Below are 23,835 nucleotides of genomic sequence, written 5' to 3'. Positions count from 1 at the left end.
GCTGTAAGTGTGTCGATGAGTCAGGTTGTCACACGGTCCAACAGCTCTGTTCGCACGTCCGCCGGCGCGTTCGTGATGGCGCTTGCCATCGCAGCAAACGAGCGACGCGGACGCGAACGAACGCGGACGTGGATCGCGGCGGCGGCGGGACCGGTGCGGGCGCGTGTGGCGGCGCGCGACGCGCGGCGAAAGCCACGGAGATCCAGGGGCAGGCGCGGGCTCGATCAGCCAGGGACGGAGGCCACGAGAAATAAATCTTGACGGACTCCGTTCGGCGAGTACAGTCGCGCACCTCTCCGACGGGGCGGGTAGCTCAGCGGCAGAGCGTCGGCCTTACAAGCCGATGGTCGCAGGTTCGACCCCTGTCCCGCCCACTTCCTGGGCTCAGGGGCCTGGGTGATCTGTAGTGATGTCAGTCTGGGGTGGTAGTTAAGTTGGTTATAACGCCGGCCTGTCACGCCGGAGGCCGCGGGTTCGAGTCCCGTCCACCCCGCCAGCTTTCTTCCCTGTCATCTGAGTCGATGCTCGTCTGAGCCTCCCTCGGTTGGCTTGCATCGCTCGGTGCAGGCCAGGCGAGGAGGTCTGGCTCATAGCGAGCTTGCTCATGGGAAGCAAAGCCGAGCTGGCTCGGCGCTCGCTGAGCGGTCGTATCCCTGACGTCTGGGGTGGTAGTTAAGTTGGTTATAACGCCGGCCTGTCACGCCGGAGGCCGCGGGTTCGAGTCCCGTCCACCCCGCCAACGCTTCTTGAATCGCCGCCGCGCCGCCGTCCGCCGTCCCTCTTCTGACAGGCCGGGCGCTCTGGGCGTGGCGCGCGTGGCGCGCACGGCATCGCGTCTCAGTCGGCGCGCTGCGAGAGCGTGAGCAGCGCCTTGACCTTCGCGTACGAGATGTAGGGGTTGTCCTCGGCGCCCCCGAGATCGTCGGCGTCCTCGCCCGTGCCCTGGGCCCGGACCGGGATCCAGAGATAATCCGGGTGGAGCTCCTTGCCGTTGACCCCGTTCACGATCGAGGGGTTCTTGATCCACTCGCCGCCCAGGATGGTGAGGTTCTGGTCGAGCTCGAGCACGTAGTGCAGCTCCGACACGGAGAGCGGGACGGTGCGCTGCTCGGGCGGCGTGAGCAGCGTCTCGCCGGTGACCGAATCGGAGATCATCCAGAAGCGCGCGGCGACGCGGACGAAGCGCGTCGCGGCCGGGTTGAACCTGTAATTGTAGCAGTCGGCGCCCGCATACGCGCCGCCGCAAAGGAGCCGCGCGGCCTGCCGGACGTCCACCTCCTCGATGACGTCGATCGAGAACTGCTTGACGGGGAAGCTCCAGACCTCGACGTCCCACGTGTGGTCGACGACGAACATGAGCTTCTGTCGCTCGGTCGAGTCGCCGTGGAGCGGCTTTGCTCCGACCCCGAGCAGCCCGGTCATGGCCACGTGCATCGTGGCCGGGTTCAGGTCGCGGCAGGCGGGGTCGACGGGCCTGCCGTAGACGTCGCGCATCGTCCGATCCGCCCGCGTCTCGCAGCGGCGCCCCGAGAAGGTCACCGAGTCGCTGAAGTAGAGCTCGCTCATCAGCGCCTCGATGTCCGCCATGCGGAACAGGACGCAGCCGGTCTCCGCCGCGGCGCACTCGGTCACCGTCGTGCCGGAGAGCTTCACCCGGACATCGCGGCGCGGCCCGGCCCCCTCGGCGGCGACGTAGGCCGACCACCCGTTGCAATGCCCCCACCAGTACTCCGGATAAACACCCTGGTAGAGCCCGTGATGCTGTAGCTCCCAGCGCGTGGCCGGGCCGGCCACGACGACCGTCGGCTGGATATAGGGAGGATTGCGCAGGTAGGGAGGCCTCCTGAGGTCGTCCATGCTCCACGAGGCGATGGCCCCGAGCCTCTCCATCTGCCCCGAGTGGAACAGGACATCGTATTTCTCGACGGGAGAGATGTTGTCCGGGTCGGAGATCCGGTCGGAGTAGTTCTTGTTGGTCGAGTTCCAGCGATCGGCGATGCCGTTCTGCCGCTGCGGCCACCAGTTCGAGGCGAACGCGGTCGACTGCGCCTCGCCTTCCCGGAGCGTCGAGTTGAGCTGGAGCAGGGAGCCCCGGAGCTCGGGGTGCAGGTGCGAGGGCAGGTTGGCGCCGTCGAGCGCCTCGCGGCCGCCGGCTCGAGGGATGAGGAGCTGGTGCGCGCCGCCGAGGATCTGGCCGGTCTCGGGCGAGAAGCCGAGCACATACGGCAGCTCTCCGCCTTCCATGAAGCGGAAGGTCGAGACGTTCAGGCTGCTCGCCGCGGCGGCGACGCTCTCTCCCGGCGCCGGGTCGAGCTCCGCGCAGCCCTGGACCAGCAGCACCGAGCTCACGACGCTCGCCCTCATCCACGTCTTCATCGCCGACCCCCCCGGAGACCGACGCCCGCCGATCTCTCGCGCGTGCTCTGCAGAGGGCGCGCCACCGAGCCCGGCGGTAAAGAGCGCAGCCATTGCACGGCGCGGCGGCCGGACGATTCACCGTGCGCCGATGCGCCAGAGCACGACCTTCACGGTGTCGATGAGGATGGAGATATCGAACCAGAGCGAGAAGCTCTTCATATAATAGAGATCATACTGGAGCTTCTCCAGCGCGTCCTCGGCGGACGCGCCGTAACGGCAGCGCACCTGTGCGTGCCCCGTCACTCCCGGCTTCACGAAGAGCCGCTGCCGGAAGAAGGGGATTTGCTTCTCCAGCGCGGCGATGAACTCGGGGCGCTCGGGCCGCGGCCCCACCATGCTCATCTCGCCGACGAGCACATTCCAGAGCTGCGGCAGCTCGTCGAGCCGCGTCTTCCGGATGAAGCGCCCGACGCGGGTCACGCGCGGATCGTTCTCGGTCGCCCACGCCGCCCCGTCCTTCTCGGCGTCGGTCCTCATCGAGCGGAACTTGTGGATCCTGAACGGCTTCCCGAGAGCGCCTGTCCGGATCTGCGAATAGAGCGCCGGCCCCCTGGAGTCGAGCTTCACGAGGGCGGCCGTGAGCGCCATCAGCGGGAGCGCGAGGACGAGCCCGGCGGTCGCGCACGCGACGTCGAAGATCCGCTTCGCGATCAGCGTCCGCCGCCGCACGCTGAACCCGTGAGAGAAGATGATCTGGCTCGGCTTCAGCTCGCGCACGCAGATCTTGCCCGTCACCCGCTCGTAGAAATCCATGCCCTCCTCGATCTGGACGCCGCGGAGCTTCAGATCGAGCAGCTCTTCCAGCGGGAAGGCGGCGCGGCGATCGGACGTCGCCACGATCACCGCCGCGACGCCGCGCTGCTCGACGAGGCGGCGGAGGTCACGGTACCTGCCCGCGATCTCGGCCTCGTCGATCGGCTCCTCGTCTCGGACGAGCCGACCGGCGAGGCGCAGCCCGAGGACCTGTCCATCCTTCCGGAGGAGGGCCGCGCACGAGCGGGCCAGCTCGCCTGAGCCCAGCACGACCGCGCGCTTGGAGAAGCTCTCGCTCCTCATCACCCGATCACACGCCGCGCGCCACGCGGGGAGCACGAGCGCCGCCGCCCCGAGCGACGTCAGGAGCACCCGGTCGCTGATCTCCGCGTCCGGCACGAGCCAGAACGCGAGCCACAGCACAGCCGCCGCCAGGCCGAGCGCCCGGAACGTCGTCAGGACCAGCGCCCGTGCCCTGGGAGGCTCGGGCCCGTAGAGGCCGTGATAGTAGAGCGACGCCAGCGCCACCAACGAGATGCTCGCTGTCCGTCCGAAGCGCTCCCCATCGAGCATGTGCTCCCAGCCCACGAGCACGCCCGGCGCGCAGCACACCAGGAGCGAGAGCAGGCTGGCCTCGACAAACCACACCATCGCCCGGCGCGGCGACCGGAACAGCTCCAGCATCGTCCCTCCACTCGTCGGCCCCGGGCGATCGCACATCACGGCGCGTCGCCTCTGACGGGGCACCTACGGTTGTAGTTGAACCTACACTAGAGCAGACCGGGGCAGACTGCCAGATGCCTCCGACGAATCTCATTTCATGACGGCGGACTGAGCCGCCGCGCGCGAGGCCGGACCCGGCGAAATTCGCGCTTCTGCGGCCGGGTTGCGGCGATGACGTGCGACCTGTCGTGGGGAGTCGCGGCGCGAGAACGCCGTCGACGGATTGCCTACGTCGAGTCCTTAGCGTCACGTGGACCGAGGCGGAGCCGTCGCGCGGGTGGGCGCGCCGCCCGCCGCGGGGGAGCGATTGGCGTGTCGAGGGGGCTTATCGCGCGTCGCGCGTCGCGCGCGGGCCGGCTTGCGCGGCGCGCGCGGGTGGGGCCTCGCCGGAGGTGTCGCCGCCGTCGTCGGGCTCGCGGCCTGGCTCGGGCGCCTGCCAGCGGCCGGAGGGCATCCCCTGGATCATCGCGCCGCGACGCTCGTCGTCCCATGCGCCGTCGGGATCGCGGCGGAGCGTCCGGTGTCGATCCGTCGATAACGTCCCCGAGATCCCGGCGCTGACGATGCTCCTCAGCGAGCCGCCGGCCTCGCCTGCGCCCGGCGCTGGATCGAGCGCGGCGCGCACGTACTCCAGATCGACGCCGCCGCTCAGCGCGAGCCCGCGAAAGAGGGGATAGGAGATCTCCGCGCCCGCGAGCGCGGTGGTCGTGGACACCGACCCTTCCCTGGAGGGCGCCGCCGCGCCGGGGGTGAGGTGGAGCGGCGGATTGGCGGCGACGGGGGCGCTGCCGGTCGAGAAGCGGGCGACCCCGGTCACGATGAGGTCTCGGGTCGCGCCGCCCCGGGCGGGCCGAAAGCTCGCTTCGAGGGACGCCTCGTGCTCGTGTCCGAATCCGATCCTCGGCCCGAGCGACGTGTAGGCATAGGCATAACCCGCTGTCAGCCGATAGCGCTCCTCCACGTAGGTGAGCCCGAGCCGCGCCGCCGGCGAGATCACCGCGTCGCGCGACGACAGCACCGGAGGCGGGCTCGCGACGGTCACGCCGCCGGCGACGCGCGTCGAGAGGTTCCGCGTGAGCTCGTGAGACTCGGAGAGGAGCGCGGCGCCGGCGTGGACGCGGGCCGCGCCGCGCGTGAGATCGGTGTCGAGCAGCGCGTGATGGTACTGGGTGACCTCGTACCGGAGCTCGGGTGTCAGCGTGTCCAGCGCGCCGAGGTCGAACGAGGTGCTCACCTCGGCGCGCCCCGTGTGCGCGTCGATCCCGACAGCGGCAGGGTCGTCGGCCGAGAGCGCGCCCGCCTGCTCGTAGCCGACGCCGACGCGCACCGAGGAGCGCCGCGACGCCGCGATGGAGAGGGCCGGCGCGGCGGAGAGCGTGTATTGCAGGCGATCGCCGGACAGGAACGGATCGCGCGCGGCGAGCGCGTCGTCGGCGCGCACGCCGAGGCGGGTCGCGAGGTAGCCGGCCGCGGCCATGGAGAGATCCGCGAGCGGCGAGAGCGCCCAGCCCGCTCCCCCGCCGAGCCGCGCCGAGGCGCTGTCGGAGGGCGTGAGTCGAGCCGGGTCGAACGAGACCTGAAATACCCGCTCGTAGCTTCCATCGACGCTCACTCCATAACGAGAGACCTCGCCCCGGAGAGAGCCCTCGAGCGAGCCAACGACGCCAGCCATCAACGCTCCCGAGCCCACGTCCCCGACGTTCGACGCCACGCTCTGCTCCAGCGCCGCCCGCGCCGTCACGTCGGAGTCCCACATCGGCAAGACGAACGAGAACACGCGCCCCCTCGCTGTCGAGCGGCAAGCCCCGCGGCACGGAGCGACCCGAATCGGCCGCCCTCCCCTCCCCGGCAGCACGCCCGGCGCCCGGAGCGTCCCACGTTCGATGGTGTTTGCAACATTACAAATCTGGCCTCGGCGTGCGCGTGCGCATGCCACAGCGTGCAGCGCGCCGGGCTGCGCGGCGCCGCCGGGGACGCCCCGGAGAGCGGGCCAGGTCGTGCCATGCGCGTGCTCGCGGTGTGGACGTGCGCCGACAGGGCAGGACGTACCCCGGAGTCCATCGCTGCCCCGCTGAGGGCGGACCCATCGAATGTAACAAATGTTACACCATGAAGTCGGGTGTGAACGGGGGCATGAAGGGGGCGGGCTGGCCGAGGCCGCTGCGCGTCCTCTGGGTGACGCGCATCTTTCCGAACCGGGTTGAGCCGCTGTCGTGCGCGTTCCAGCGGCAGCAGCTCGCGGCGCTGTCGCGCCGGTGCGCGGTGGAGGTGCTCGCGGCGATCCCGTACCACCCGGGCGTATCGCTCCTGGGCGATCGCACACGCCCGGGCCGGCTGGTGGCGGTGCCCGCGCGCGACGAGATCGACGGCGTCCCGGTGGTCCACGCGCGCGCGCCGTACCTCCCCGGGGCGGGCCGGGTGCTGGCGCCCGTGAACGCGCCGCTCTACCTGGCGGGGCTCCTGCCGTACGTCCCGCGGCTGCGGGGGCGGTTCGACGTCGTGCTGGGGGCGTGGCTCTACCCCGACGCCTGCGCCGCGGCGCTGCTCGCCCGGATGCTCGGCCTCCCTTATGCGGTGAAGGCCCACGGCACGGACGTGAACGTCGTGGCGCGCTGGCGCTCGGTGCGGCCGCTCGTCGGCAGCGCGCTCCGGTCCGCCGCATGCGCCATCGGCGTGAGCCGGCCGATGGTCGAGGCGCTCGTGGCGCTCGGCGCGCCGAAGGAGCGCGCGGTCCTCGTCCGCAACGGGGTCGACCGCGCGCTCTTCCGCCCCGCCGACCGGCGCGCTGCCCGGCGCGAGCTCGGGCTCCCGGCGCGCGGGCGCATCGTCACGTTCGTCGGGCACGTCAGCCGGGAGAAAGGGATCCACGAGCTGCTGAGCGCGTTCGAGGCGCTCGGCAGGGACGGCCGCGACGGAAGCGAGCCTGTCCATCTCGTGATCGTCGGCGACGGTCCGGAGCGGGTTGCGGTCGAGCAGGCCGCCGCGCGGCGCGATCGCGAGCGCGCGCCCGCCGATCTGGGCGAGAGGCGCGGGCGGATCCTCGCGGTCGGGGCGAGGCCGCTCTCCGCGGTCGCCCGCCACCTCGCCGCGACGGATCTTCTGGCGCTTCCGAGCTGGGCGGAAGGAACGCCGAACGTGGTGCTCGAGGCGCTCGCGGCTGCGCGGCCTGTGGTGGCCACGCGCGTCGGGGGCATCCCGGATGTGGTGACGCCGGGGCGCACCGGCCTTCTCGTCCCGTCGCGCGATGCCGGGGCGCTCGGCCGGGCGCTCCGTGAGGCGCTCGCGCGAGCCTGGGACGAGGACGCGTTCACCGAGGCGGCGCCGCCGTCGTGGGAGGAGAGCGCCGAGGCGCTGCAGCGGCTGCTCGCGCGGGCGGCGTTCGGGGACGACGGGCGGGCCGCCGCCTGAGGCGGGATCACCACAAGATCGACCAGGTGCACCGCGGCGCCCCGCGGTGCCTGCAGGCCGTATGCTCGACCGCGCTGCGCCGGCTGCCGAGGAGCGCGAGTCCCGCCTCGACCCAGCCCGAGATGCCATGGCCGCACATGTAGAGCGGCAGGCCGCCGCCCGAGAGCGTGGCCCTCCCCGCCGCGTCGCCGGTGACCGTCACGCTGAAGTCGCCGTACCTGAAGTAGGTCTTGTACATGAGGCCGAAGCGCTTGAAGAGCACCGACGGCGAGCCCACCACCGCCATCGTCTTGTAGGTCGTCGTCAGGTCCTTCCGGGCGATCTCCGCGCCGAGGAAGCGCATCTTCTCCATCCTACCGCCGAAGAGCCCGTGCAGGAGCGCGCAGTCGATCTCGAGGAGCGGCGCCATGTCGTGCCAGGCCAGAGGCATCGGCGGATCGTCGAGGTAGCGGGCCGCCTGCGGCGAGAGCCGGCGGCTCAGATCCGCCACGGCCCGCTCGCCATAGCTCTGCCGCAGGGCCTCGGCGCGGGAGCCGATCAGGGTGCCTTTCACGAGATTCCCCTCGCGCAGGACCCGAGGATCGCCAAGGAACTGGGAGGAGTCTGGCGTCGGCATGCTGCAGAGCGCTCCTATCTTCGCCGAGTATAGCGACAGATCCGCGCGGAGGTGCGGCGGATTCGCGTCATGTGCCCTAGAGCCTCCAGGCGCGTGTCCTCCGAGGTTCCGCGGTGTCCGAGTCTTCCGGGGCCGCGGTGGGGCGCGGAGGCAAGGGCGCACTCCGCCCGCCACTCGATTGCGTTCGCTATTTCTACGTCGCCGCCACCCTGCCCCGCGAAGCGCGAGCGCCACCTCGGCCGCGATGGTGTCGCCTGACCAGGCGAATGGTATGCAGTATCACCACCTGCGCGACGTGCATGGCGCCTTCCTCCGACGGTCGAACACAGGGATGAAGCGCGCGTCTCGGCCCGAGAGTTGATGAGTTCGCCACGCGCGAGCCGCTCGGCGGCGCCGTCGATGTTGGCCATGTGACACGGACGCACACCGCTCAATCCTCGTGACGCGCGATGCGCACGCAAGCACTCGGCACGACGCGTGCTGTTCAGCGTGGGTCAACGCTGGCCGGCGCGGCTGTTCGCGCCCAGCGATACAGAGAACCAGCATGCGACCGATTCACCACATCCTCACCGCCGCGGTGCTCTCCCTGGGCCTTGTCGGGGCGCCGGGGCGCGCCGCCGCGCAGCCTGTCACCGGTCACCCGCGACTCTGGCTCACGAACGAACACCTCCCGAGGCTGCGCGGGTGGGCCGCGGACAGCCGAAACCGCATGTACACGGAAGCCCTGTTGCCCGCGCTCCGGGGTGCGATCGCAGCTTACGAAGGCCGGTTCTACCCGAATGGGCGGCCGAACCCGACGTGGCCGGACGGCGGCACCAACGCCTACGAGCAGTATCCGACCGAGGCGTATGCCGAGTTTTTCGCGTTCATGTCGCTCATCGACGCCGACGTCGCGGCCCGCCCCACCCACGCCGTCAGGGCGCGCAACCTCTTGATGGTCGCCATCGAGGAGGCGAGCAAGGGGAGAGCCGACGGTCAGCCCTTCCGCCGCCCGGGGTTCGCGACCGGCGATCGCTCGCGCTGGTGGGGTGAAGGGTTCCCGCTGACGGTCGATTGGATCTACAACGCGACCGACAGCGGCGGCCGTCCGGTGCTCTCCGCCGGCGACAAGGCCAAGATACGGCAGGTCTTTCTCAGGTGGATTGACGACAACCTCCACGCCTCGACGGCGGGCAACGAGCACCCCCACCCCGTCGGCGTCATGAACGATCCGGCGCTGCTCCGCGATCCGCTCCAGCTCAGGTGGGCTGCGAACAACTACTATCTCGGCCATCTGCGCAATGTCACGCTGATGTCGCTCTCGATGGACGACGCGGACGACCCTCCGCTCGATCCGAGCGCGCCGGCGGGGAAGCTCGGCAACACGCTGCGCAGCTATCGCGCGGACGCGACGGGCGCGTGGCTCTACCAGGCCTTCGCCGTCTTCGAGGCCTCCGAGACCGCGGCCAAGCAGCTCGGGGTCCCGTCCGACGGGCTCGGCGTGGCCAGCGGCGGCATGCCCGTGGAGGGCTTTCTCTACGGCAGCGGCGGCGTCGCGACCCTCCACCAGGCGCTGCTCGGGCTGTATACGGCCGGCTACGGCGCCCAGGCCCAGTCAGGACCTCAGATCGGGCTGCTGCGCAGCGGAACCTGGGACCGCTTCATGGACGGGTTCCTGCACTCGATCGCGCCGGGCCCGGTCACGTACCCGTCGAGGAGGGACCTCGGGCCGGTCTACGAGATGGCGAACTACGGCGACACGCTGCAGAGCTGGGTCGAGCCGCGCTTCGCGGAGCTGTTCGGCTCGCTGGGCGTCTACGACCAGCTCACGGGCAACACCGCGCGCTTGCAGCGGTCGCGCTGGATCGTGGCCAACACGATCGCGGGCGGCGCGCCCGAGCTCTACGCGCGCACGTCCAAGATCTGGGGCTCACCCGCCCCGAGCCGGGCGATCCTGAGCTTCATGCTCTTCGACCCGGCCGCGCCGCTCCCGCCGGATCCTCGCCCGGCGATGCCCACCGCCTTCTTCGAGCGGGCGCAGGGGCGCGGCTCGCTCCGCGCGCGCTCGGACTGGACGGCGGGCGCGACGTGGTTCACCTGGCGGTGCGGCTGGGTCACCATCAACCACCAGATCGGCGACTGCAATCAGATCGAGCTCTACCGGAAGGGAGAGTGGCTGACGAAGGAGCACACGAGTTACTCGAACAACCTGATCGGGGCCACGACCGACTACCACAACACCCTCTCCCTGCAGAACGACAAGCCGTCGAATGTCCGCTGGTACGAGAAGGAGATCGTCGCGCGAGGCGGCCAGTGGCGCGAGGGGCGCGCCGCCGGCGATCCGAAGACGCGCATGACCCGCGGCGCCGGCTACGTGTTCGCCGAGGGGATAGCGACGGATCTGTACAACACCCGCGAGAACGTCTGGGTGCCCGCGGACGCCGCCCGCGACATGGTCCATGCGAGCCGGTCGGTCGTCTGGCTGCAGCCGGACCACGTGGTCGTCTACGACCGCGCGACGTCCCGCACCGCCGGCCGGTTCAAGCGGTTCAACCTGATGACCACGTCGGCGCCGCGGATCGCCGGCCGGACGGCCAGCGCCGTGACCCCGCGGGGGCAGACGCTGTTCATCCAGAGCCTCTTGCCGCGGAGCGCCCGCATGGCGGCCGTGCCGGTCGAGAACGTCAACAAGCCGGCGGCCATGGAGCCGACGACCCACCGCCTCGTCGTGGAGGATCAGGCCGCTCCGGCGGACGTCCGCTTCCTGCACGTGCTGCAAGGCGCGGACGCGGGCGCGGCGATGGATGCGGCGACGCGGATCGACAGCGCGCAGGGCTCCGGCTTCGACGGCGCGCTCGTGGCGGGCACGGTCGTCCTCTTCCGGGCGGATCTGCGCTCGGAGCCGCGACCGAGCTCGGGGCCGCTGTCCTATCAGGTGCCTCGCGCGACGCGCAGGCACGTGATCACCGGTCTCCTGCCGAAGGGCGGCTACGACGTGGCCGTCGTCTCCCGGGAGCCGGAGCTCGCGGTGCGCGTCATGCCGGGCGGGCGCTACACGACGGACGACTCGGGCGTGCTCTCGTTCGACACGCCGTAGCGCGCGGTCGGCGGCGCGGACGGCGCCGGTGCGATGAACGGCGGGGCGCTCCCGTCAGGGCTTCGGGGCGAACACCCTGTCGAGCTCCTCCTTTCCGAACACCGGCGCCCAGGGCAGGAGCTCGTACTGCGCGAGCCCCTTCGCCGTGAAGGGATCGCCGTCCCGGATCCGATCCAGCGTCGCCCCGGCCGCCTCGTCGGGCACCCGGAGCAGGAGCGCCCCGCCGTAGCGGGGATCGAGCGGCCCTGACACGAGCACGAGCCCCTGCTCGATGAGCCCCTTCAGATAGGCGCGGTGGGCGTCGACGGCCGGGAGCACCTCGTCGAGCGGTCGCCTGTAACGAATGATCGCAATCGCGTACATGATGTCGTGAGTCCTCGCGCCGCAATCTACCAGAGCACAGCGCGTCCGGCCGGAGAGTCTGTTCGCGCCAGGGCGCCCTCCGGCCGAGCCTCCGGCGGCGATCGCGGCGATCGCGCGGTCCCCCTTTCCCTTCGCGCTTCTGTCTGGCAGTGTGCGCGCCCTCCGCTGGAGACACCTGTATGGCGAGACCCCCGAAAGCAGCACCTGCTCCCGTTCTCCCGTCCTCGCCGGCCGCCGCGCTCGCTGCGTACGGCCGCGTTGAGCCGAAGCTCCTCGAGCTCGGCCCCGACGATCTCGTGACCGTCTACGTCGAGGTCCCCAGGGCCGTGAGCTCCGTGCTCTCCGCCCTGCCCCACCTGCGCGAGCTCCGCGACGAGATCGTCCGGGATCTCCCGAACCATCCGATCGCGATGCTGGACGAGCTCGAGGACTTCGCCCTCGCGGCCTGGTACGCGGATCTTCTCTACAGCACGCCCGCGAGCGAGCTCGACGCGAAGAAGCTCACGGAAGACGCCGGCACGCTCCGCGAGGCGCTCCTCGTCGCCGCCGAGGCGCTCGGTCACCGGAACCTCCTCGACAAGCAGCGCGTCGCCGACATCCGCAAGGGCAAGGGGCACGCGGATCTCGCGAGCGATCTCATCGCCCTGGCCGAGCTCTTCCGCGGCTCCTGGGACAAGGTCCGCGCCAAGACGGCGGTCGAGGACGAGGAGCTCGAGCGCGCCGCGGATCTCGGCGTGCGCCTCCTCGCCGCGCTCGCCGCGAAGCCCGGCAAGGGCTCGTCCGCGGCGCCGAAGATCACCGACGCCGCCGATCGCCGCGCCCGCGCGATCTCGCTGGTCGCGAAGGCGTACGAGGAGTGCCGCCGCGCCGTCGCGTACCTGCGCTGGCACGAGGGCGGCGACGGCGACCTCGCCCCGTCGCTGCTGCAGAAGCCGCGCGGCCGGCGCCCGAACGCCGAGAAGGCCGCGGCGGCCGCGAGCAGCGCCTCGTCCGAGGCGCCGGCCAAGGCGCCCGACGAGGAGGCGTCCGCGGCAGAGGGCGGCGAGCTCTCGTCCCCCGAGCCGGCGAACGACGCCGCGCCGGCCGCGGGCGCCTGATCACCCGCGCCTCGCGGGCTTGAAGCGAGCGCGCGGGCGAGCGCGAAGCAGAGACGATGCGCGGGCAGCGCGGAGGCTCCTCTGGGCCTCCGGCTGCTCCGCTGCCTCGCCGACCTCGCCGGCTACCGGCTCCGGCTCGACTCCTCGATGAGCTCGACCTTGTAGCCGTCCGGATCCTCGACGAACGCGATCACGGTCTTGCCGTGCTTCATCGGGCCCGGCTCGCGCGTGATCTTCCCGCCCGCCGCCCGGATGCGGTCGCAGGCCGCGTGGATGTCGTCGACCCCGAGCGCGATGTGCCCGTACGCCGTGCCGAGCTCATATCTGTCCACGCCCCAGTTGTGCGTGAGCTCGAGCTCGGCGTGCTCGGGGTTCTTCCCGTACCCGAGGAAGCAGAGCGTGAACTTGCCCTCCGGGTAGTCCTGCCGCGACAGGAGCTGCATCCCGAGCACGTCCCTGTAGAAGCCGATCGAGCGCTCGAGATCGCCGACCCGAAGCATCGTGTGCAAGATCCTCATGCCGATTCCCGTCTCCTTACTCCGGCCCTGGCGCCGCGCGGCGCTCAGCCGTAACGCACCGAGATGAGCTCCATCTCCGCCTCGCCCGCCGGGCGGCGGACCGTGATCACGTCCCCCGCGCGCTTGCCGAGGAGCGACCGACCGACCGGAGAGCGCCAGCTGATGCGCCCTGCGGCGCTGTCGATCTCGTCCTCGCCCACGATCTGGTACGTGCGGCGCGCGCCGTCCTCGTCCTCGATCTCGACCGTCGCGCCGAAGAAGACCTTGTCGCCGCGCTGCTCGGACGGATCGACCACGACGGCCTTCTCCAGCCGCTTGGTCAGGTAGTGCATCCGCCGGTCGATCTCGCGCAGCTTCTTCTTGCCGTAGATGTACTCGGCGTTCTCGGAGCGATCGCCCTGCGCCGCCGCGTCGGCGACCTCCTGGACGATGCGAGGCCGCTCCACGGAGCGGAGCCGCGCGAGCTCTTCGGACAGCCTCCTGGCCCCGCTGGGCGTGATGTAAGCCGGGTCGGACATGGTCGATCGCGAGCGAGCCTACGCCGCGCCGCTCGCCAGTTCAACGCCGTGGATCCCGGCGCGGGGGCCCCGCCTCGGATGCCCCGATCTTCATGGATCTCCACGAGATTCTTCACATGTTGCGGACGGCTGTTGACGCGCCGCGGCGACATGCTAGGCGAATGCAGAACTATGCCGCAGCTGCGCGGAAGACCGGGAAGGGAACCGGCTGCCAGCGCCTCCCTGCCGCGGCAACGAGGAGGTCTCCCATGTCGAACGCTCAAACCCAACAGAACCGCTACAAGGCCGACCTCCGCGAGATCCGCTTCCTCCTCTTCGAGCAATTCCGCCTGGACGAGCTGCTCGGCAGCGCGCCCTACGACGCGTGGGGGCGCGACGAGGTCGGGATGGTCGTCGACGAGGTGTACAAGTTCGCGTGCGACGTCTTCGGCCCGCTCAACGCGGTCGGCGATCGGGTCGGCTGTCGCATCGAGGAGGGGCAGGTCAAGACGCCGCCGGGGTTCAAGGACGCGTGGGACAAGCTGTATGAGGCCGGGTGGAAGTCGGTCTCGGTCTCGCCCACCTACGACGGCCAGGGCGGTCCCTTCACGCTCTACACGGTGGTGGAGGAGTTCCTCTGCGGCGCGAACGCGGCGCTCAACATGTACCCCGGGCTGACGTACGGCGCGGCCGAGGTGATCGAGCACTTCGGGACGCCGAGGCAGCGCGACCTCTTCTTGAAGCGGATGTACGGCGGGCAGTGGAGCGGGACGATGTGCCTGACCGAGCCCCAGGCCGGGTCGGACGTCGGCTCGTCGCGGACGACCGCGGTGAAGCAGAAGGACGGCAAGTACCTCATCCGCGGCACGAAGATCTTCATCTCCGGCGGCGATCAGGACCTCACCGAGAACGTCGTGCACCTCGTGCTCGCCCGCGTCGACGGCGCGCCCCCCGGCACGAAGGGGCTCAGCCTCTTCGTCGTGCCCAAGGTCCGGGTGAACGACGACGGCTCGCTCGGCGGGCCGAACGACGTCGTCGTCGGCAACATCGAGCACAAGATGGGCATCAACGGGTCGTCGACGTGCGTGCTCAACTTCGGCGAGAGCGACGCCTGCCTCGGGGAGCTCGTCGGCACCGTCGAGCACCAGGGCATGCCGCAGATGTTCCGGATGATGAACGGCGCGCGCATCTCCGTCGGCCTGCAGGGCGTGTCGGTCGCGTCCTCGGCGTACCTGAACGCGCTCGAGTACGCGAAGGATCGCAAGCAGGGCTCGTCGATCCTCCAGTGGAAGGACGCGACGGCGCCGCGCGTGCCGATCATCGATCACCCGGACGTGCGGCGGATGCTGCTCGACATGAAGAGCCGCGTGGAGGGCATCCGCGCGCTCATCATCAAGCTCGCGCGCCACCAGGACGCGGTCGCCGTCTACCAGGGCAAGGACGACCGCGCGGCCGCCTACAACCAGGGCCAGGTCGACCTGCTCGTGCCGCTCGTGAAGGCCTACTCGTCCGACCAGGCGTTCCGCGTCTGCGAGACGGCGATCCAGACCTTCGGCGGCGCCGGGTACACGAAGGACTACCCGGTCGAGCAGTACTGCCGCGACGCGAAGGTCTTCTCGATCTACGAGGGCACGAACCACATCCAGGCGATGGACCTCGTCGGGCGCAAGCTCGGCCAGGGCGGCGGGGTCAACCTGCAGGCCTTCCTGAACGACGTGGACGAGTTCGTGAAGGCCAACGAGAAGCACCCCGTCCTCGCCGCGAGCATCAAGGAGCTCCGCGACGCGCACGAGGCCGTCGCCGGCACCGCGATGCGGCTGCTCTCGTGGTTCCAGCTGGGCAAGATGCCGATGGTGCCGCTCGCGGCGAACCGCTTCCTCGAGATGATGAGCGAGCTCGCGATCGGCTGGCTCCTGCTCGACGGCGCGGTCATCGCGCTCAAGGCGATGGAGGGCCTCCCGGCCGGCGACGCCGGCGCGAAGGACCGCGCCTTCTACGAGGGCAAGAAGCACGCTGCCGTCTACTTCGCGGCCAACGTGCTGCCGCACGCGAAGTTCTCGGCCGAGATCCTCGGGCGCGAGGACTCGTCCGCGCTCGACATCCCGGCCGACGCGTTCGCGACCGTCTGACCTCCCTCCCCGCGCCGCCCCGCCTCCGGGCGGGGGCGCGGCGCAGGGTCACGCGGGGACCGTGAGCCGCTCCGCCAGGTCCCGGACGGGCACCGGCATCGTCGGGTCGCGCGAGACGGCCATGATCTCGGCGCGGAGCGCGCGGACCTCCGTCAACCGGAGCCACGAGAGCGCGAGCCGCGTCATGCTCGGCAAGCCTCTGGCGAGCACCGTGCGGACGACGTCGGCCGCGGGGAACGAGAAGGCCACCTCCTCGGGGGGCAGGCCCGCGGCCTTCGCCGCCGCCTCGATGCTCGCGTCGAAGTCGTCCCGCTTCGTCTCCAGCACCTCGAAGAAGGCCCGCCCGCGCTCCGGCGCGATGGCCTGAGCCGCCCCGCCGCCTTCGGGCGCGAAGACCCAGGCGCCCGAGCCGTCCAGCCCCACCCGGGCGCCGGACTCCAGCGTCGCCAGCGGCAGGAAGCGACCGCCGTCGATCGGCTCGCCGCCGCCGGCCTCGATCAGCTCGCGCACGAGGTCCCTCAGGTTCGCGCTCATGGGCCGATGTTCGCACGGAATACCCGGCGATGGGCAACTGGCGGCAACTGGGGGCAACTGGCGGCGACTGGGGGCAACTGGCGGCGACTGGGGGCAACTGGCGGCAACTGGCGGCAACTGGGGGCAACTAGCGGCAACTGGCGGCAACCGAGCCGACACGCCGCGCGCCGGCAGGCGCGGGGCGCGCAGGTCGCTTTGCTTGGAAAACGCGCAGGGCTGACCGGAATAGGAATAGTATGAGGATTCGATTCAAGGTTGATGCATGGGTGGTGGGGTTCATTCCGGTCGTGATGGCGTTGAGCGGCTGCTTCAAGCAGCAGCCGGATAACATCATCGGGATCGCGAACCCCGAAGACGAGGTGTCCGACGAGGCTTGCACTCCGAGCAAGCACGAGACGGTCCCCTCGAAGTGCGGGGTCTGGGTCTCGAGCACCCTGGGGGACGACAGCAACGCGGGGATCCAGAGGGCGCCCGTGAAGACGATCTCGGAGGCGCTCGAGCTCGCCCCGGAGTACGGAAGACGCATCTATGTCTGCGCCCAGACGTTCGATGAGGCGGTGATCGTGCCGGGGGGATACAGGCTCTTCGGCGGGCTCGACTGCGACGACCGCTGGCGCTGGATAGGCGACAAGAAGAAGACCACGCTCACCGCTCCCGAAGGCGAGACGCCGCTCTCGTTCGACAACGGCGAAGGCGCGGCGGTGATCGAGGATCTCCACGTGATCGCGCGCTCCATCCCGGCGACCCACGTCGAGCTGGCAGGCAGATCGGCGATCGCCGCGAACAGCTCCGGGGTCCCTGTCCATTTCACGCGGTGCATCCTCGAGGCGGGCGACGGGGCGCCGGGGGCGAGCGGCGGGGCGTTCGTGGACGGCGCTGCCGCGAATGGGATGCTCGGCAACTTCGGCAATGCCGCGTGCTCGACCACGACGGTCGCCGGCGGGCTCCCCGTGAACAACACCTGCGGTACGCCCGACGATCGATCCGACGACTCGCGCGGCGGCACGGGAGGGACGGGTGGCCTGCAGTCCGGGGGGGATGGAACCAGCGGGGTTCCGAGCGATGTGATGAACGGCGGCAAGGGCGAGACCAGCACCCAGCCCTGCACCGCGGGGCAGGATGGCGCGGACGGGGTGGACGGGAGTCCGGGCGCCGGCGCGACGGGCTTCGGCGATCTGTTCCTGGATGGGTATACCGGCCCGCTCGCTGGCGACGGGACGCCGGGCAGGCGGGGCCAGGGCGGCGGAGGAGGCGGCGGCGCGAAGGGCGGCACCGGCGCGCAGATGTGCCCTTTCGAGGCCTCTGCGGCCGGCGCCGGCGGAGGCGCCGGGGGCTCGGGCGGGTGCGGGGGGCTCGGCGGCCGCGGCGGAGGCGCCGGCGGGGTGAGCATCGCCCTCTTCGTGGGGAGCGCGCCCATCGACTTGAATGACGTGGTCCTGAAGACCGGCCGCGGCGGCAATGGCGGCGATGGCGGCGAGGGTCAGCTGGGCGGCGAGGGCGGCCACCACGGGGCAGCCGGGGCCCGAGGCGAGGCCTCGGGGCTGAACGCCGCCTGCCCTGGCGGTCGCGGCGGCCGGGGCGGCCAGGGCGGCCGGGGCGGCGGCGGGCTCGGCGGCCACTCGATCGCCATCGCGTACGCGGGCACCGAGCCTTCGCTCACGAACACGACCATCGAGCCGGGTGAGGCCGGGATCGGAGGGCGCGGGGCCAGCCGGACCCATGACGGAGCCGACGGCGTGGCGGCGGAGATCTACGATATCGAGCAGCGTTTCCGGCAGTAGCGCGGCGTGAGGTCCGCGCCGCGACGGCGCCCGGCGTTACGCCGGCGCCGCCGGCGCGGGCCAACTCCGATCCTCCTGCATGCAGCGGAGCTGCGTCACGCGCCGTCCCTCGGCGGTGGTCACGACGATCTCCCGGACGGGCGTGTCGCGCCGCGCGCGTCGGCTCAGCTTCTCGACCACCAGGAAGCCCTCCCGCGCGTCCGCGAGGCGGAGGAACTCGTCGAACAGCGCGATGTGCGCGCCGCGCGCGCCCTCGTCGGCCGTCGCGATGCGCCGCTGCGTGGTGACGCCGATCGCCAGCGCGCCGCCCCGGGCCCGCACGACCATCGCAGGATCGAGCCCACGCTGGCTCTCGTCAGGCACCGTCCAGATGTCCGCGACCCCCGCCTCGGTGAGGCGCCGCTTCATGTAGTAGAAGGAAGACTCGAGCGTGTTGTTCCGGTACGGGATCGCCTTCGACTCGATCGGATCGACGTGATTCCGCCAGAACGCGATCAGAGCGCGCGCCCAGCGCCCGCCGTCGAGCCGGCGATCCTGGAACGGCCAGTCCTCCGCCATCGCCTGCGCGCACACGCCGCGCAGCGCCTGCTCGTCGATGCCGCGCGTCGCCAGGCAGGGCGCGCAGTGCATGTAGGCCGTTCCCCTGTCGAGGAGCGCGCCGCACATCGAGCAGATGTCGTTGCCGTAGCCGGGGCCCATGTACCGGAGCCAGCCGGCGCCGAGCTCCTCGTGCGCCGCGCGGCGCTCCTCGTTCCGCTCGATCTCCCGCAGTCCATCCCGGAGGGCCTTCGAGGCCGCGCGCCGCTCGTCATCTCGCTGCTTCATCCGCTGTCCTCCAGCGTGAGCCCGTCCGCGCCGGCTCGGGCAGTGTAACGCCCGAGCCTCCGCCACGCTTCGCAAGGAGGTGGGATCCGCCCGTGCGCGATCCTGCACACCAGCCCGGCGGGCGCGCCGCCCTGGGTTATTGACGCTGACTTTCATTTACGGCTACGGTTCCGGTCGACGACATGGCACGGTTTGCCCTGTTTCTTGCGCTCCCGCTGGTCTTCAATGGGGGTTGCGGCTCGGAGTCCGCTCCCGACGATCCTCTGGCTGGCATCACGCTGATCGGCGATGACCTCACCGACATCCCGCTGCACGGCGCTTCTGCGGAGCAGGTAGCTCGGTTCAAGGACGGCGACGCGCTCTTCGATTTCGTCTTTCGCGAGCGCGATGGCCTCGGGCCGCTCTACATCCGCGCGGCGTGCGCCGGCTGTCACGACGGCGCCGCGCGCGGCCCGGGCGCGGTCCAGAAGATGGCGCTCGTCGAGGACGACGGCGTGACGCCGGCCGCGGATCAGGGGGGGCTCCCCTACGGACACACGTTGCGGCCCTACGCCGTCGGGGGGGCGACGACGCTCTCGCAGCCCGAGACCGAGGCGACGATCAAGGTCTCGAAGCGCCTCGGCCCGCCGGTGTTCGGGCGCGGCTACATGGAGGCGGTCGACGACGCCGAGATCGAGCGGGTCGCGGCCGAGCAGGCCGCGCGCGGCGACGCCATCCGCGGGCGCATCAACCGCGTTGTGTTCCACTCGAAGAAGAGCGGGGACGAGGCGTTCCACGCCTTCGTCGAGGGCGACGAGGACCTCATCGGCCGCTTCGGGTTCAAGGCGCGGGTCGCCACGCTCGACGACTTCACGGCCGACGCCTACCAGGGCGACATGGGCATCACCTCGCCGCTCCGGCCGGACGAGCTGCCGAACCCCGACGGGCTCATGGACGACGCCAAGCCGGGCGAGGACGTGGTCCTCGACACGGTGAACGCCGTCGCCGACTACATGCGCTTGCTCGAGATCCCGAGGCGCGCGCCCGCCGACGCGCGCGGCCAGGCGCTCTTCGCCGAGGCCGACTGCGCCGCCTGCCATGTCCCCTCGCTGAGGACGCGCGCCGACTACCCGATCGCGCAGCTCGCGGACATCGACGCTCCAGTCTACACGGATTTCCTCCTGCATGACCTCGGCCCTGAGCTCGCCGACGGGCTGGCCGACGAGTCGGCCAGCTCCGTCGCCTGGCGGACGGCGCCGCTCATCGGCGTGCGCCACAGCACCTCGTATCTCCACGACGGCCGCGCCAGGACCATCGAGCAGGCCATCTTGCTCCACGACGGCCCCGGCTCGGAGGCCGCCGCTTCGGTCGCCGCGTTCCGCGCGCTCTCCTACGAGGATCGCGGGGCGCTCATCGACTTCGTGCGCTCGCTCTGATCGACGTCCACCGAGACGCACACGCACCCGTCCACATCGCGCGCTCGCCCCACGCGAGCGGTGACAAGGAGCTCGAACATCATGCACATCCCCGCCCGCCTGCGGTCCGGTCTGGCCATCGCCGCCGCCGCCCTCTCGCTTCCTGCGTGCGGAAGCGACAACGAGACGCTGCTCACCGACGCGGAGTACGAGCAGCAGGCAGTGCTCGACGTGAAGGCCTTCATCCAGGACAACATCGACAAGTTCGCCGCCGCCACGGCCGCGCTCCAGGCGGCCGCGCCCGCGCCGGACGCCGACGGGTGGAGCGCGACGAGCGACAAGGAGGCCGTCGATGCCATGAAGGCCGAGTGGAAGAAGGCACGGCAAGCCTACGAGAGCGTCGAAGGGGCCATCGCGGTCGTCTTTCCGGATCTCGACTACTCGACGGATGCCCGCTACGACGCGTTCATCGAGGAGCAGGCCGACGACAACCTCTTTGATGGAGAGGGCGTGACCGGCGTGCACGCCGTCGAGCGCATCCTCTGGGCCGACGCGATCCCGGAGCCCGTCCTCGCCTTCGAGTCCGAGCTCGATAACTACAGCGAGGCAGCCTTCCCTGCCACCGAGGCCGAGGCCGCGTCGTTCAAGGACGAGCTCTGCGCGCGCCTCGCGGCCGACGCGGCGAAGATGCAATCGGATTTCGGCTCGCTCGCGCTCGACGCGCCGTCCGCCTACCGCGGGGTCATCGCCTCCATCGCCGAGCAGGTGGAGAAGACCAGCAAGGCGGCGACCGGAGAGGAGGAGTCGCGCTACGCCCAGTACACGCTCGCCGACATGCGCGCGAACGTCGCGGCCGGCGTGGCGACCTACGAGGCCTTCCAGCCGTGGATCCTGACCAAGGGCGCCGATGGCGCGGAGGTCGACGAGGCGGTGCGCGACGGCTTCGAGCGGCTGTCGAGCGCGTACGACGCGATCGAAGGCGACGCGCTGCCGCCGCTTCCGGAGGGGTGGAGCGAGGCGGAGCCGACCGACGAGCAGCTCGCGACGCCGTTCGGGAAGCTGTTCTCGCTCGTGGAGCACGAGAGCGACGACGCGACCCCGGGCACGCTCGCCAGCGACATGACGAGGTCCGCGGATCTGCTCCGGATCAAGACGCTCCCGTAGAGCGGGGCGCGTCTTCGTGCGCCAAGGCGCGGCGCGCTCGGCCGCGTCAGCCGCCGGCGTTCCACCGCACGAGCACGCACGTGACGTTGTCGGGGCCGCCGTGCTGGTTGGCGCGGTCGATGAGGGACCGCGCCGTCGCGGCGAGGTCGCTCTCCTGCGCGAGCAGCTCGGCGATCTCCAGCTCGGGGACCGGGCCCGAGAGCCCGTCCGAGCAGATCAGCAGGAGATCTCCGGCCTCGGGCCGCTCGACGCGCGTGGCCACGTCGACCGTCTTCCCCATCCCGAGCGCGCGCGTCACGACGTTGCGGGCGAGCAGCGGATCCACATCGTCAGGCAGCTGCTCGCCGGTGTTCAGGTGCTCGTTCCAGAGCGAGTGATCCTCGGTGAGCCGCTCGAGCCGGCGCTTCCGGTAACGGTAGACCCGGCTGTCGCCGACGTGCGCGATGCACGCCGAGCTCCCGTCGACGTAGACGCCCGCGAACGTCGTCCCCATGCCGTAGCAGAGCGGGTCGCGCTGCCCGACCTCGAAGATGCGCTCGTTGGCGCGCCAGATGGACGAGACCAGGCGCAGCTCGAGGGGCGTCACCTCCTCGTCGTACCCCGTCGGCTGGGTGATCTCGCCCTCGCCGTCCTTGCAGAACGAGCGCACGATGTCGACCGCCATCCGCGACGCGACCTCCCCACCGGCGGCGCCGCCGATGCCGTCCGCGACGACGAAGAGGCCGAGATCCAGATCGACCGCGAAGCTGTCCTCGTTCTGCTCGCGCTGGTGGCCAACGTGGCTGTCACCGGCGGCTTCGATGTGGAGCGGGGGGTTCACAGAGCTTCCTCGTCAGCGGGACGCGTGTCGTGCCGGGAGCATCCAGCGGCGGGACGCCTCGCGCAAGTCAGGAAGGAGCTCAATTCGAGTGAAGAGCGCCGGCCTGCTCGGGCACGTGCATGACGCGTGACGCGCGTCACGTGCGCAGCGTGGCGGTCGCCGGCGACTGGAGAGGCGGATGGGCGCCGTGCGGCTCGCTGCGCTGCCCGGCAGGGGGCGGGACGCTGGCCGCGAGGGCCTCGAAGCGGCCGTTCTTCCAGGTCACGAGGCCTCCCGAGAGGCGCGCGGCGCTGCCCGCCCCCGGCTCGGACCTCAGCCAGACCAGGGGGCGCGCGGCGAAGACCGGCTTGGTGCAGGCCACGTCCTCGAAGGCGGCGGACCACGAGCCGGTGTTGCCGAAGAACAGCCCGCCCTCCCACGTGCCCTCGGGCGTGTGCGTGTGGCCGAAGACGACCGCTCTGGCGCGATGGGCGCGGGCGACGTGGCGCGCGGCGCGGCTGACGCGCTGCCACGTCGCGTCGAGCGGGAGCTTCGGCACGAGGCGCTCGTAGACGATGAGCGCCGCCGGCGCGACGAGCGCCCCCGGCGCGAGCCAGAGCGGAGCGAGCACCAGCCACACGAGCGCCACCGCGACCGCGAGCAGCGCCAGCGCGGCCCGGTCGAGCCACAGCTCGCGCGCGACGAGCCCCAGCCGATCCTCCGCCGGGGGCGCGAACAGGCGGGCGTGACGGGCCACGGCGCGGAGCGGGGCGCCCGTCTCCTGCGCCGCGGCGGCGAGGCACTCGCGCAGGCGAGCGCGCCGCTCCGGCTCGCGCCGACGCACGAGCTCGACGAGCGTGCGGAGCGCGCCGAGCGCCCACGCCCCCGCGAGCGAGCGGCTGGAGAACATGTAGTAACGCGCCCAGTGCGCGAGGTACCCGAACGCGGACAGCATGAACGAGGCGTCCACGTGCGGGTTGAAGTAGCCCATCCGCGACACGAGCAGCCGGCACACGAGCGAGCCCATGGTGGGCTGGATCTCGCCCGGTTTACGCCCGAACGGGACCATCGGGTAGCGGTAGCTGCAATACGCGTCGTACTGGTTGCCGTGCTCCACGATGATGCCGTCGGGCGTCTTGTGGAACCACGCGCGAAACACGACGCGCGCGCCCAGCGCCGCGCGCGCGTGCGGGGCGCTGGAGAGCTGCGCGTCGCCCAGCGCGGCGAGCGCCGCATCGACGACGCGGTCCCGGACCAGGTCGCGCACCTCGGGCAACGTGAGCTGGACGTCGTGGTTGCCGGAGATGAACACGACGGTGTGCCCGTCCGCGACGACGCGGCCGAGCGCCTCGATGAACACCGGGTGGTCCGCGAGGATCGCATTCATCGCAGGGACCGCGTGCTCGGCGCTGCGGGGGAGATCGTGAAAGACGCTCTGCTGATCGATCACGCGCGGCGCATCGAAGTCGAACACATCGCCGTTGAGCACGAGCGTGAGCTCATCGCGCCGCGCGCCGCGCGCCGCGCCCTGCCTCATCTCGTCCCGGAGCGCGTCCAGCATCGCCGCGACCTCGCTGTCGGGGGAGTAAGGAGCCTGACGGTAGCGCATCCACAGGCCGTCACCCGGCTCGAGCTCGCAAAGATGGATATCTGAGATCGCCACCGTATGGAGCATTCGATAAGGTGACACACTCGCCCGTCCATGGCCGTCAGGGAACGGTCACGGCCAGGTGTCGGGCG

The 23,835-nt window shown here is 71.1% G+C and carries 18 protein-coding genes and 3 tRNA genes; 10 read left to right on the top strand and 11 right to left on the bottom strand.

Going from position 1 to position 23,835, the window contains the following annotated elements; genetic code table 11:
• Window positions 1–302: 302 nt before the first annotated feature.
• The 3 genes from WMF44_RS19590 (at window position 303) to WMF44_RS19580 (ending at window position 739) form a co-directional block, all read left to right on the top strand.
• Window positions 303–374: transfer RNA gene (locus WMF44_RS19590), tRNA-Val, on the top strand.
• A gap of 45 nt (window positions 375–419) precedes the next feature.
• Window positions 420–496, top strand: a tRNA-Asp gene (locus WMF44_RS19585).
• Between the two features lie 166 nt (window positions 497–662).
• Window positions 663–739: transfer RNA gene (locus WMF44_RS19580), tRNA-Asp, on the top strand.
• A gap of 98 nt (window positions 740–837) precedes the next feature.
• Here the strand turns inward: WMF44_RS19580 and WMF44_RS19575 are convergent.
• The 3 genes from WMF44_RS19575 to WMF44_RS19565 form a co-directional block, all read right to left on the bottom strand.
• Complete coding sequence (locus tag WMF44_RS19575; protein ID WP_437300639.1) at window positions 838–2,376, bottom strand: hypothetical protein; 1,539 nt, start codon at window positions 2,374–2,376, stop codon at window positions 838–840.
• Between the two features lie 117 nt (window positions 2,377–2,493).
• Entirely contained in the window at window positions 2,494–3,855 is a 1,362-nt protein-coding gene (locus tag WMF44_RS19570; RefSeq protein WP_437300638.1) for a sugar transferase, read from the bottom strand.
• Window positions 3,856–4,219: 364 nt separating this feature from the next.
• Complete coding sequence (locus WMF44_RS19565; protein WP_437300637.1) at window positions 4,220–5,671, bottom strand: hypothetical protein; 1,452 nt, start codon at window positions 5,669–5,671, stop codon at window positions 4,220–4,222.
• Window positions 5,672–6,003: 332 nt separating this feature from the next.
• Here WMF44_RS19565 and WMF44_RS19560 point away from each other — a divergent pair, with 332 nt between their 5' ends.
• Complete coding sequence (locus WMF44_RS19560) at window positions 6,004–7,302, top strand: glycosyltransferase family 4 protein (RefSeq protein WP_437300636.1); 1,299 nt, start codon at window positions 6,004–6,006, stop codon at window positions 7,300–7,302.
• Between the two features lie 7 nt (window positions 7,303–7,309).
• On the opposite strand, the gene WMF44_RS19555 is transcribed toward WMF44_RS19560, so the two are convergent.
• Window positions 7,310–7,918: a hypothetical protein gene (locus WMF44_RS19555; RefSeq protein ID WP_437300635.1), complete on the bottom strand. Its 609-nt coding sequence runs from the start codon at window positions 7,916–7,918 to the stop codon at window positions 7,310–7,312.
• 544 nt (window positions 7,919–8,462) lie between these two features.
• Between WMF44_RS19555 and WMF44_RS19550 the strand changes: the two genes are divergently transcribed.
• Entirely contained in the window at window positions 8,463–10,994 is a 2,532-nt protein-coding gene (locus tag WMF44_RS19550) for a hypothetical protein (protein ID WP_437300634.1), read from the top strand.
• A gap of 54 nt (window positions 10,995–11,048) precedes the next feature.
• On the opposite strand, the gene WMF44_RS19545 is transcribed toward WMF44_RS19550, so the two are convergent.
• Window positions 11,049–11,357: a YciI family protein gene (locus WMF44_RS19545; protein WP_437300633.1), complete on the bottom strand. Its 309-nt coding sequence runs from the start codon at window positions 11,355–11,357 to the stop codon at window positions 11,049–11,051.
• A gap of 179 nt (window positions 11,358–11,536) precedes the next feature.
• Here WMF44_RS19545 and WMF44_RS19540 point away from each other — a divergent pair, with 179 nt between their 5' ends.
• A complete protein-coding gene (locus WMF44_RS19540) occupies window positions 11,537–12,454 on the top strand; it encodes a hypothetical protein (protein ID WP_437300632.1) in 918 nt (305 codons plus the stop codon).
• 122 nt (window positions 12,455–12,576) lie between these two features.
• On the opposite strand, the gene gloA is transcribed toward WMF44_RS19540, so the two are convergent.
• Both gloA and greB read right to left on the bottom strand, forming a co-directional pair.
• Complete coding sequence (gene gloA, locus WMF44_RS19535; RefSeq protein ID WP_437300631.1) at window positions 12,577–12,972, bottom strand: lactoylglutathione lyase; 396 nt, start codon at window positions 12,970–12,972, stop codon at window positions 12,577–12,579.
• Window positions 12,973–13,016: 44 nt separating this feature from the next.
• Complete coding sequence (gene greB / locus WMF44_RS19530) at window positions 13,017–13,490, bottom strand: transcription elongation factor GreB (protein WP_272099185.1); 474 nt, start codon at window positions 13,488–13,490, stop codon at window positions 13,017–13,019.
• Between the two features lie 248 nt (window positions 13,491–13,738).
• On the opposite strand from greB, the gene WMF44_RS19525 reads away from it, so the two are divergent.
• Window positions 13,739–15,598, top strand: a complete 1,860-nt coding sequence (locus tag WMF44_RS19525) for an acyl-CoA dehydrogenase (RefSeq protein WP_437300630.1) — start codon at window positions 13,739–13,741, stop codon at window positions 15,596–15,598.
• A gap of 48 nt (window positions 15,599–15,646) precedes the next feature.
• Here the strand turns inward: WMF44_RS19525 and WMF44_RS19520 are convergent, their stop codons facing one another.
• Window positions 15,647–16,132 (bottom strand): hypothetical protein, encoded by a 486-nt coding sequence (locus WMF44_RS19520; RefSeq protein WP_437300629.1) that lies wholly within the window; start codon window positions 16,130–16,132, stop codon window positions 15,647–15,649.
• A gap of 236 nt (window positions 16,133–16,368) precedes the next feature.
• On the opposite strand from WMF44_RS19520, the gene WMF44_RS19515 reads away from it, so the two are divergent.
• Window positions 16,369–17,913, top strand: a complete 1,545-nt coding sequence (locus WMF44_RS19515; RefSeq protein WP_437300628.1) for a PGRS family protein — start codon at window positions 16,369–16,371, stop codon at window positions 17,911–17,913.
• Between the two features lie 36 nt (window positions 17,914–17,949).
• Here WMF44_RS19515 and WMF44_RS19510 read toward each other — a convergent pair whose 3' ends face one another.
• Window positions 17,950–18,738, bottom strand: coding sequence for a hypothetical protein (locus WMF44_RS19510; protein WP_437300627.1), 789 nt, complete (start codon window positions 18,736–18,738; stop codon window positions 17,950–17,952).
• Window positions 18,739–18,920: 182 nt separating this feature from the next.
• Between WMF44_RS19510 and WMF44_RS19505 the strand changes: the two genes are divergently transcribed.
• Entirely contained in the window at window positions 18,921–20,153 is a 1,233-nt protein-coding gene (locus tag WMF44_RS19505; protein WP_437300626.1) for a di-heme oxidoredictase family protein, read from the top strand.
• A gap of 81 nt (window positions 20,154–20,234) precedes the next feature.
• Entirely contained in the window at window positions 20,235–21,296 is a 1,062-nt protein-coding gene (locus WMF44_RS19500) for an EfeM/EfeO family lipoprotein (protein WP_437300625.1), read from the top strand.
• Between the two features lie 46 nt (window positions 21,297–21,342).
• Here the strand turns inward: WMF44_RS19500 and WMF44_RS19495 are convergent, their stop codons facing one another.
• On the bottom strand, window positions 21,343–22,116 hold the full coding sequence (locus tag WMF44_RS19495) for a PP2C family protein-serine/threonine phosphatase (RefSeq protein ID WP_437300624.1): 774 nt from the start codon (window positions 22,114–22,116) through the stop codon (window positions 21,343–21,345).
• Window positions 22,117–22,252: 136 nt separating this feature from the next.
• Entirely contained in the window at window positions 22,253–23,758 is a 1,506-nt protein-coding gene (locus WMF44_RS19490; RefSeq protein ID WP_437300623.1) for a hypothetical protein, read from the bottom strand.
• Window positions 23,759–23,835: the final 77 nt, after the last annotated feature.

Source organism: Sorangium sp. So ce426, from assembly GCF_051475585.1.
Classification (GTDB): domain Bacteria; phylum Myxococcota_A; class Polyangia; order Polyangiales; family Polyangiaceae; genus Sorangium; species Sorangium cellulosum_B.
This window is presented reverse-complemented; position numbering and strand designations above follow the sequence as displayed.

What these genes read in the sequence shown, in the direction of transcription:
- WMF44_RS19575 (WP_437300639.1), bottom strand. Translation starts at nt 2,376, where the DNA reads ATGAAGACGTGGATGAGGGCGAGCGTCGTGAGCTCGGTGCTGCTGGTC.
- WMF44_RS19570 (WP_437300638.1), bottom strand. Translation starts at nt 3,855, where the DNA reads ATGCTGGAGCTGTTCCGGTCGCCGCGCCGGGCGATGGTGTGGTTTGTC.
- WMF44_RS19560 (WP_437300636.1), top strand. Translation starts at nt 6,004, where the DNA reads ATGAAGTCGGGTGTGAACGGGGGCATGAAGGGGGCGGGCTGGCCGAGG.
- WMF44_RS19555 (WP_437300635.1), bottom strand. Translation starts at nt 7,918, where the DNA reads ATGCCGACGCCAGACTCCTCCCAGTTCCTTGGCGATCCTCGGGTCCTG.
- WMF44_RS19550 (WP_437300634.1), top strand. Translation starts at nt 8,463, where the DNA reads ATGCGACCGATTCACCACATCCTCACCGCCGCGGTGCTCTCCCTGGGC.
- WMF44_RS19545 (WP_437300633.1), bottom strand. Translation starts at nt 11,357, where the DNA reads ATGTACGCGATTGCGATCATTCGTTACAGGCGACCGCTCGACGAGGTG.
- WMF44_RS19540 (WP_437300632.1), top strand. Translation starts at nt 11,537, where the DNA reads ATGGCGAGACCCCCGAAAGCAGCACCTGCTCCCGTTCTCCCGTCCTCG.
- gloA (WP_437300631.1), bottom strand. Translation starts at nt 12,972, where the DNA reads ATGAGGATCTTGCACACGATGCTTCGGGTCGGCGATCTCGAGCGCTCG.
- greB (WP_272099185.1), bottom strand. Translation starts at nt 13,490, where the DNA reads ATGTCCGACCCGGCTTACATCACGCCCAGCGGGGCCAGGAGGCTGTCC.
- WMF44_RS19525 (WP_437300630.1), top strand. Translation starts at nt 13,739, where the DNA reads ATGTCGAACGCTCAAACCCAACAGAACCGCTACAAGGCCGACCTCCGC.
- WMF44_RS19520 (WP_437300629.1), bottom strand. Translation starts at nt 16,132, where the DNA reads ATGAGCGCGAACCTGAGGGACCTCGTGCGCGAGCTGATCGAGGCCGGC.
- WMF44_RS19515 (WP_437300628.1), top strand. Translation starts at nt 16,369, where the DNA reads ATGAGGATTCGATTCAAGGTTGATGCATGGGTGGTGGGGTTCATTCCG.
- WMF44_RS19510 (WP_437300627.1), bottom strand. Translation starts at nt 18,738, where the DNA reads ATGAAGCAGCGAGATGACGAGCGGCGCGCGGCCTCGAAGGCCCTCCGG.
- WMF44_RS19505 (WP_437300626.1), top strand. Translation starts at nt 18,921, where the DNA reads ATGGCACGGTTTGCCCTGTTTCTTGCGCTCCCGCTGGTCTTCAATGGG.
- WMF44_RS19500 (WP_437300625.1), top strand. Translation starts at nt 20,235, where the DNA reads ATGCACATCCCCGCCCGCCTGCGGTCCGGTCTGGCCATCGCCGCCGCC.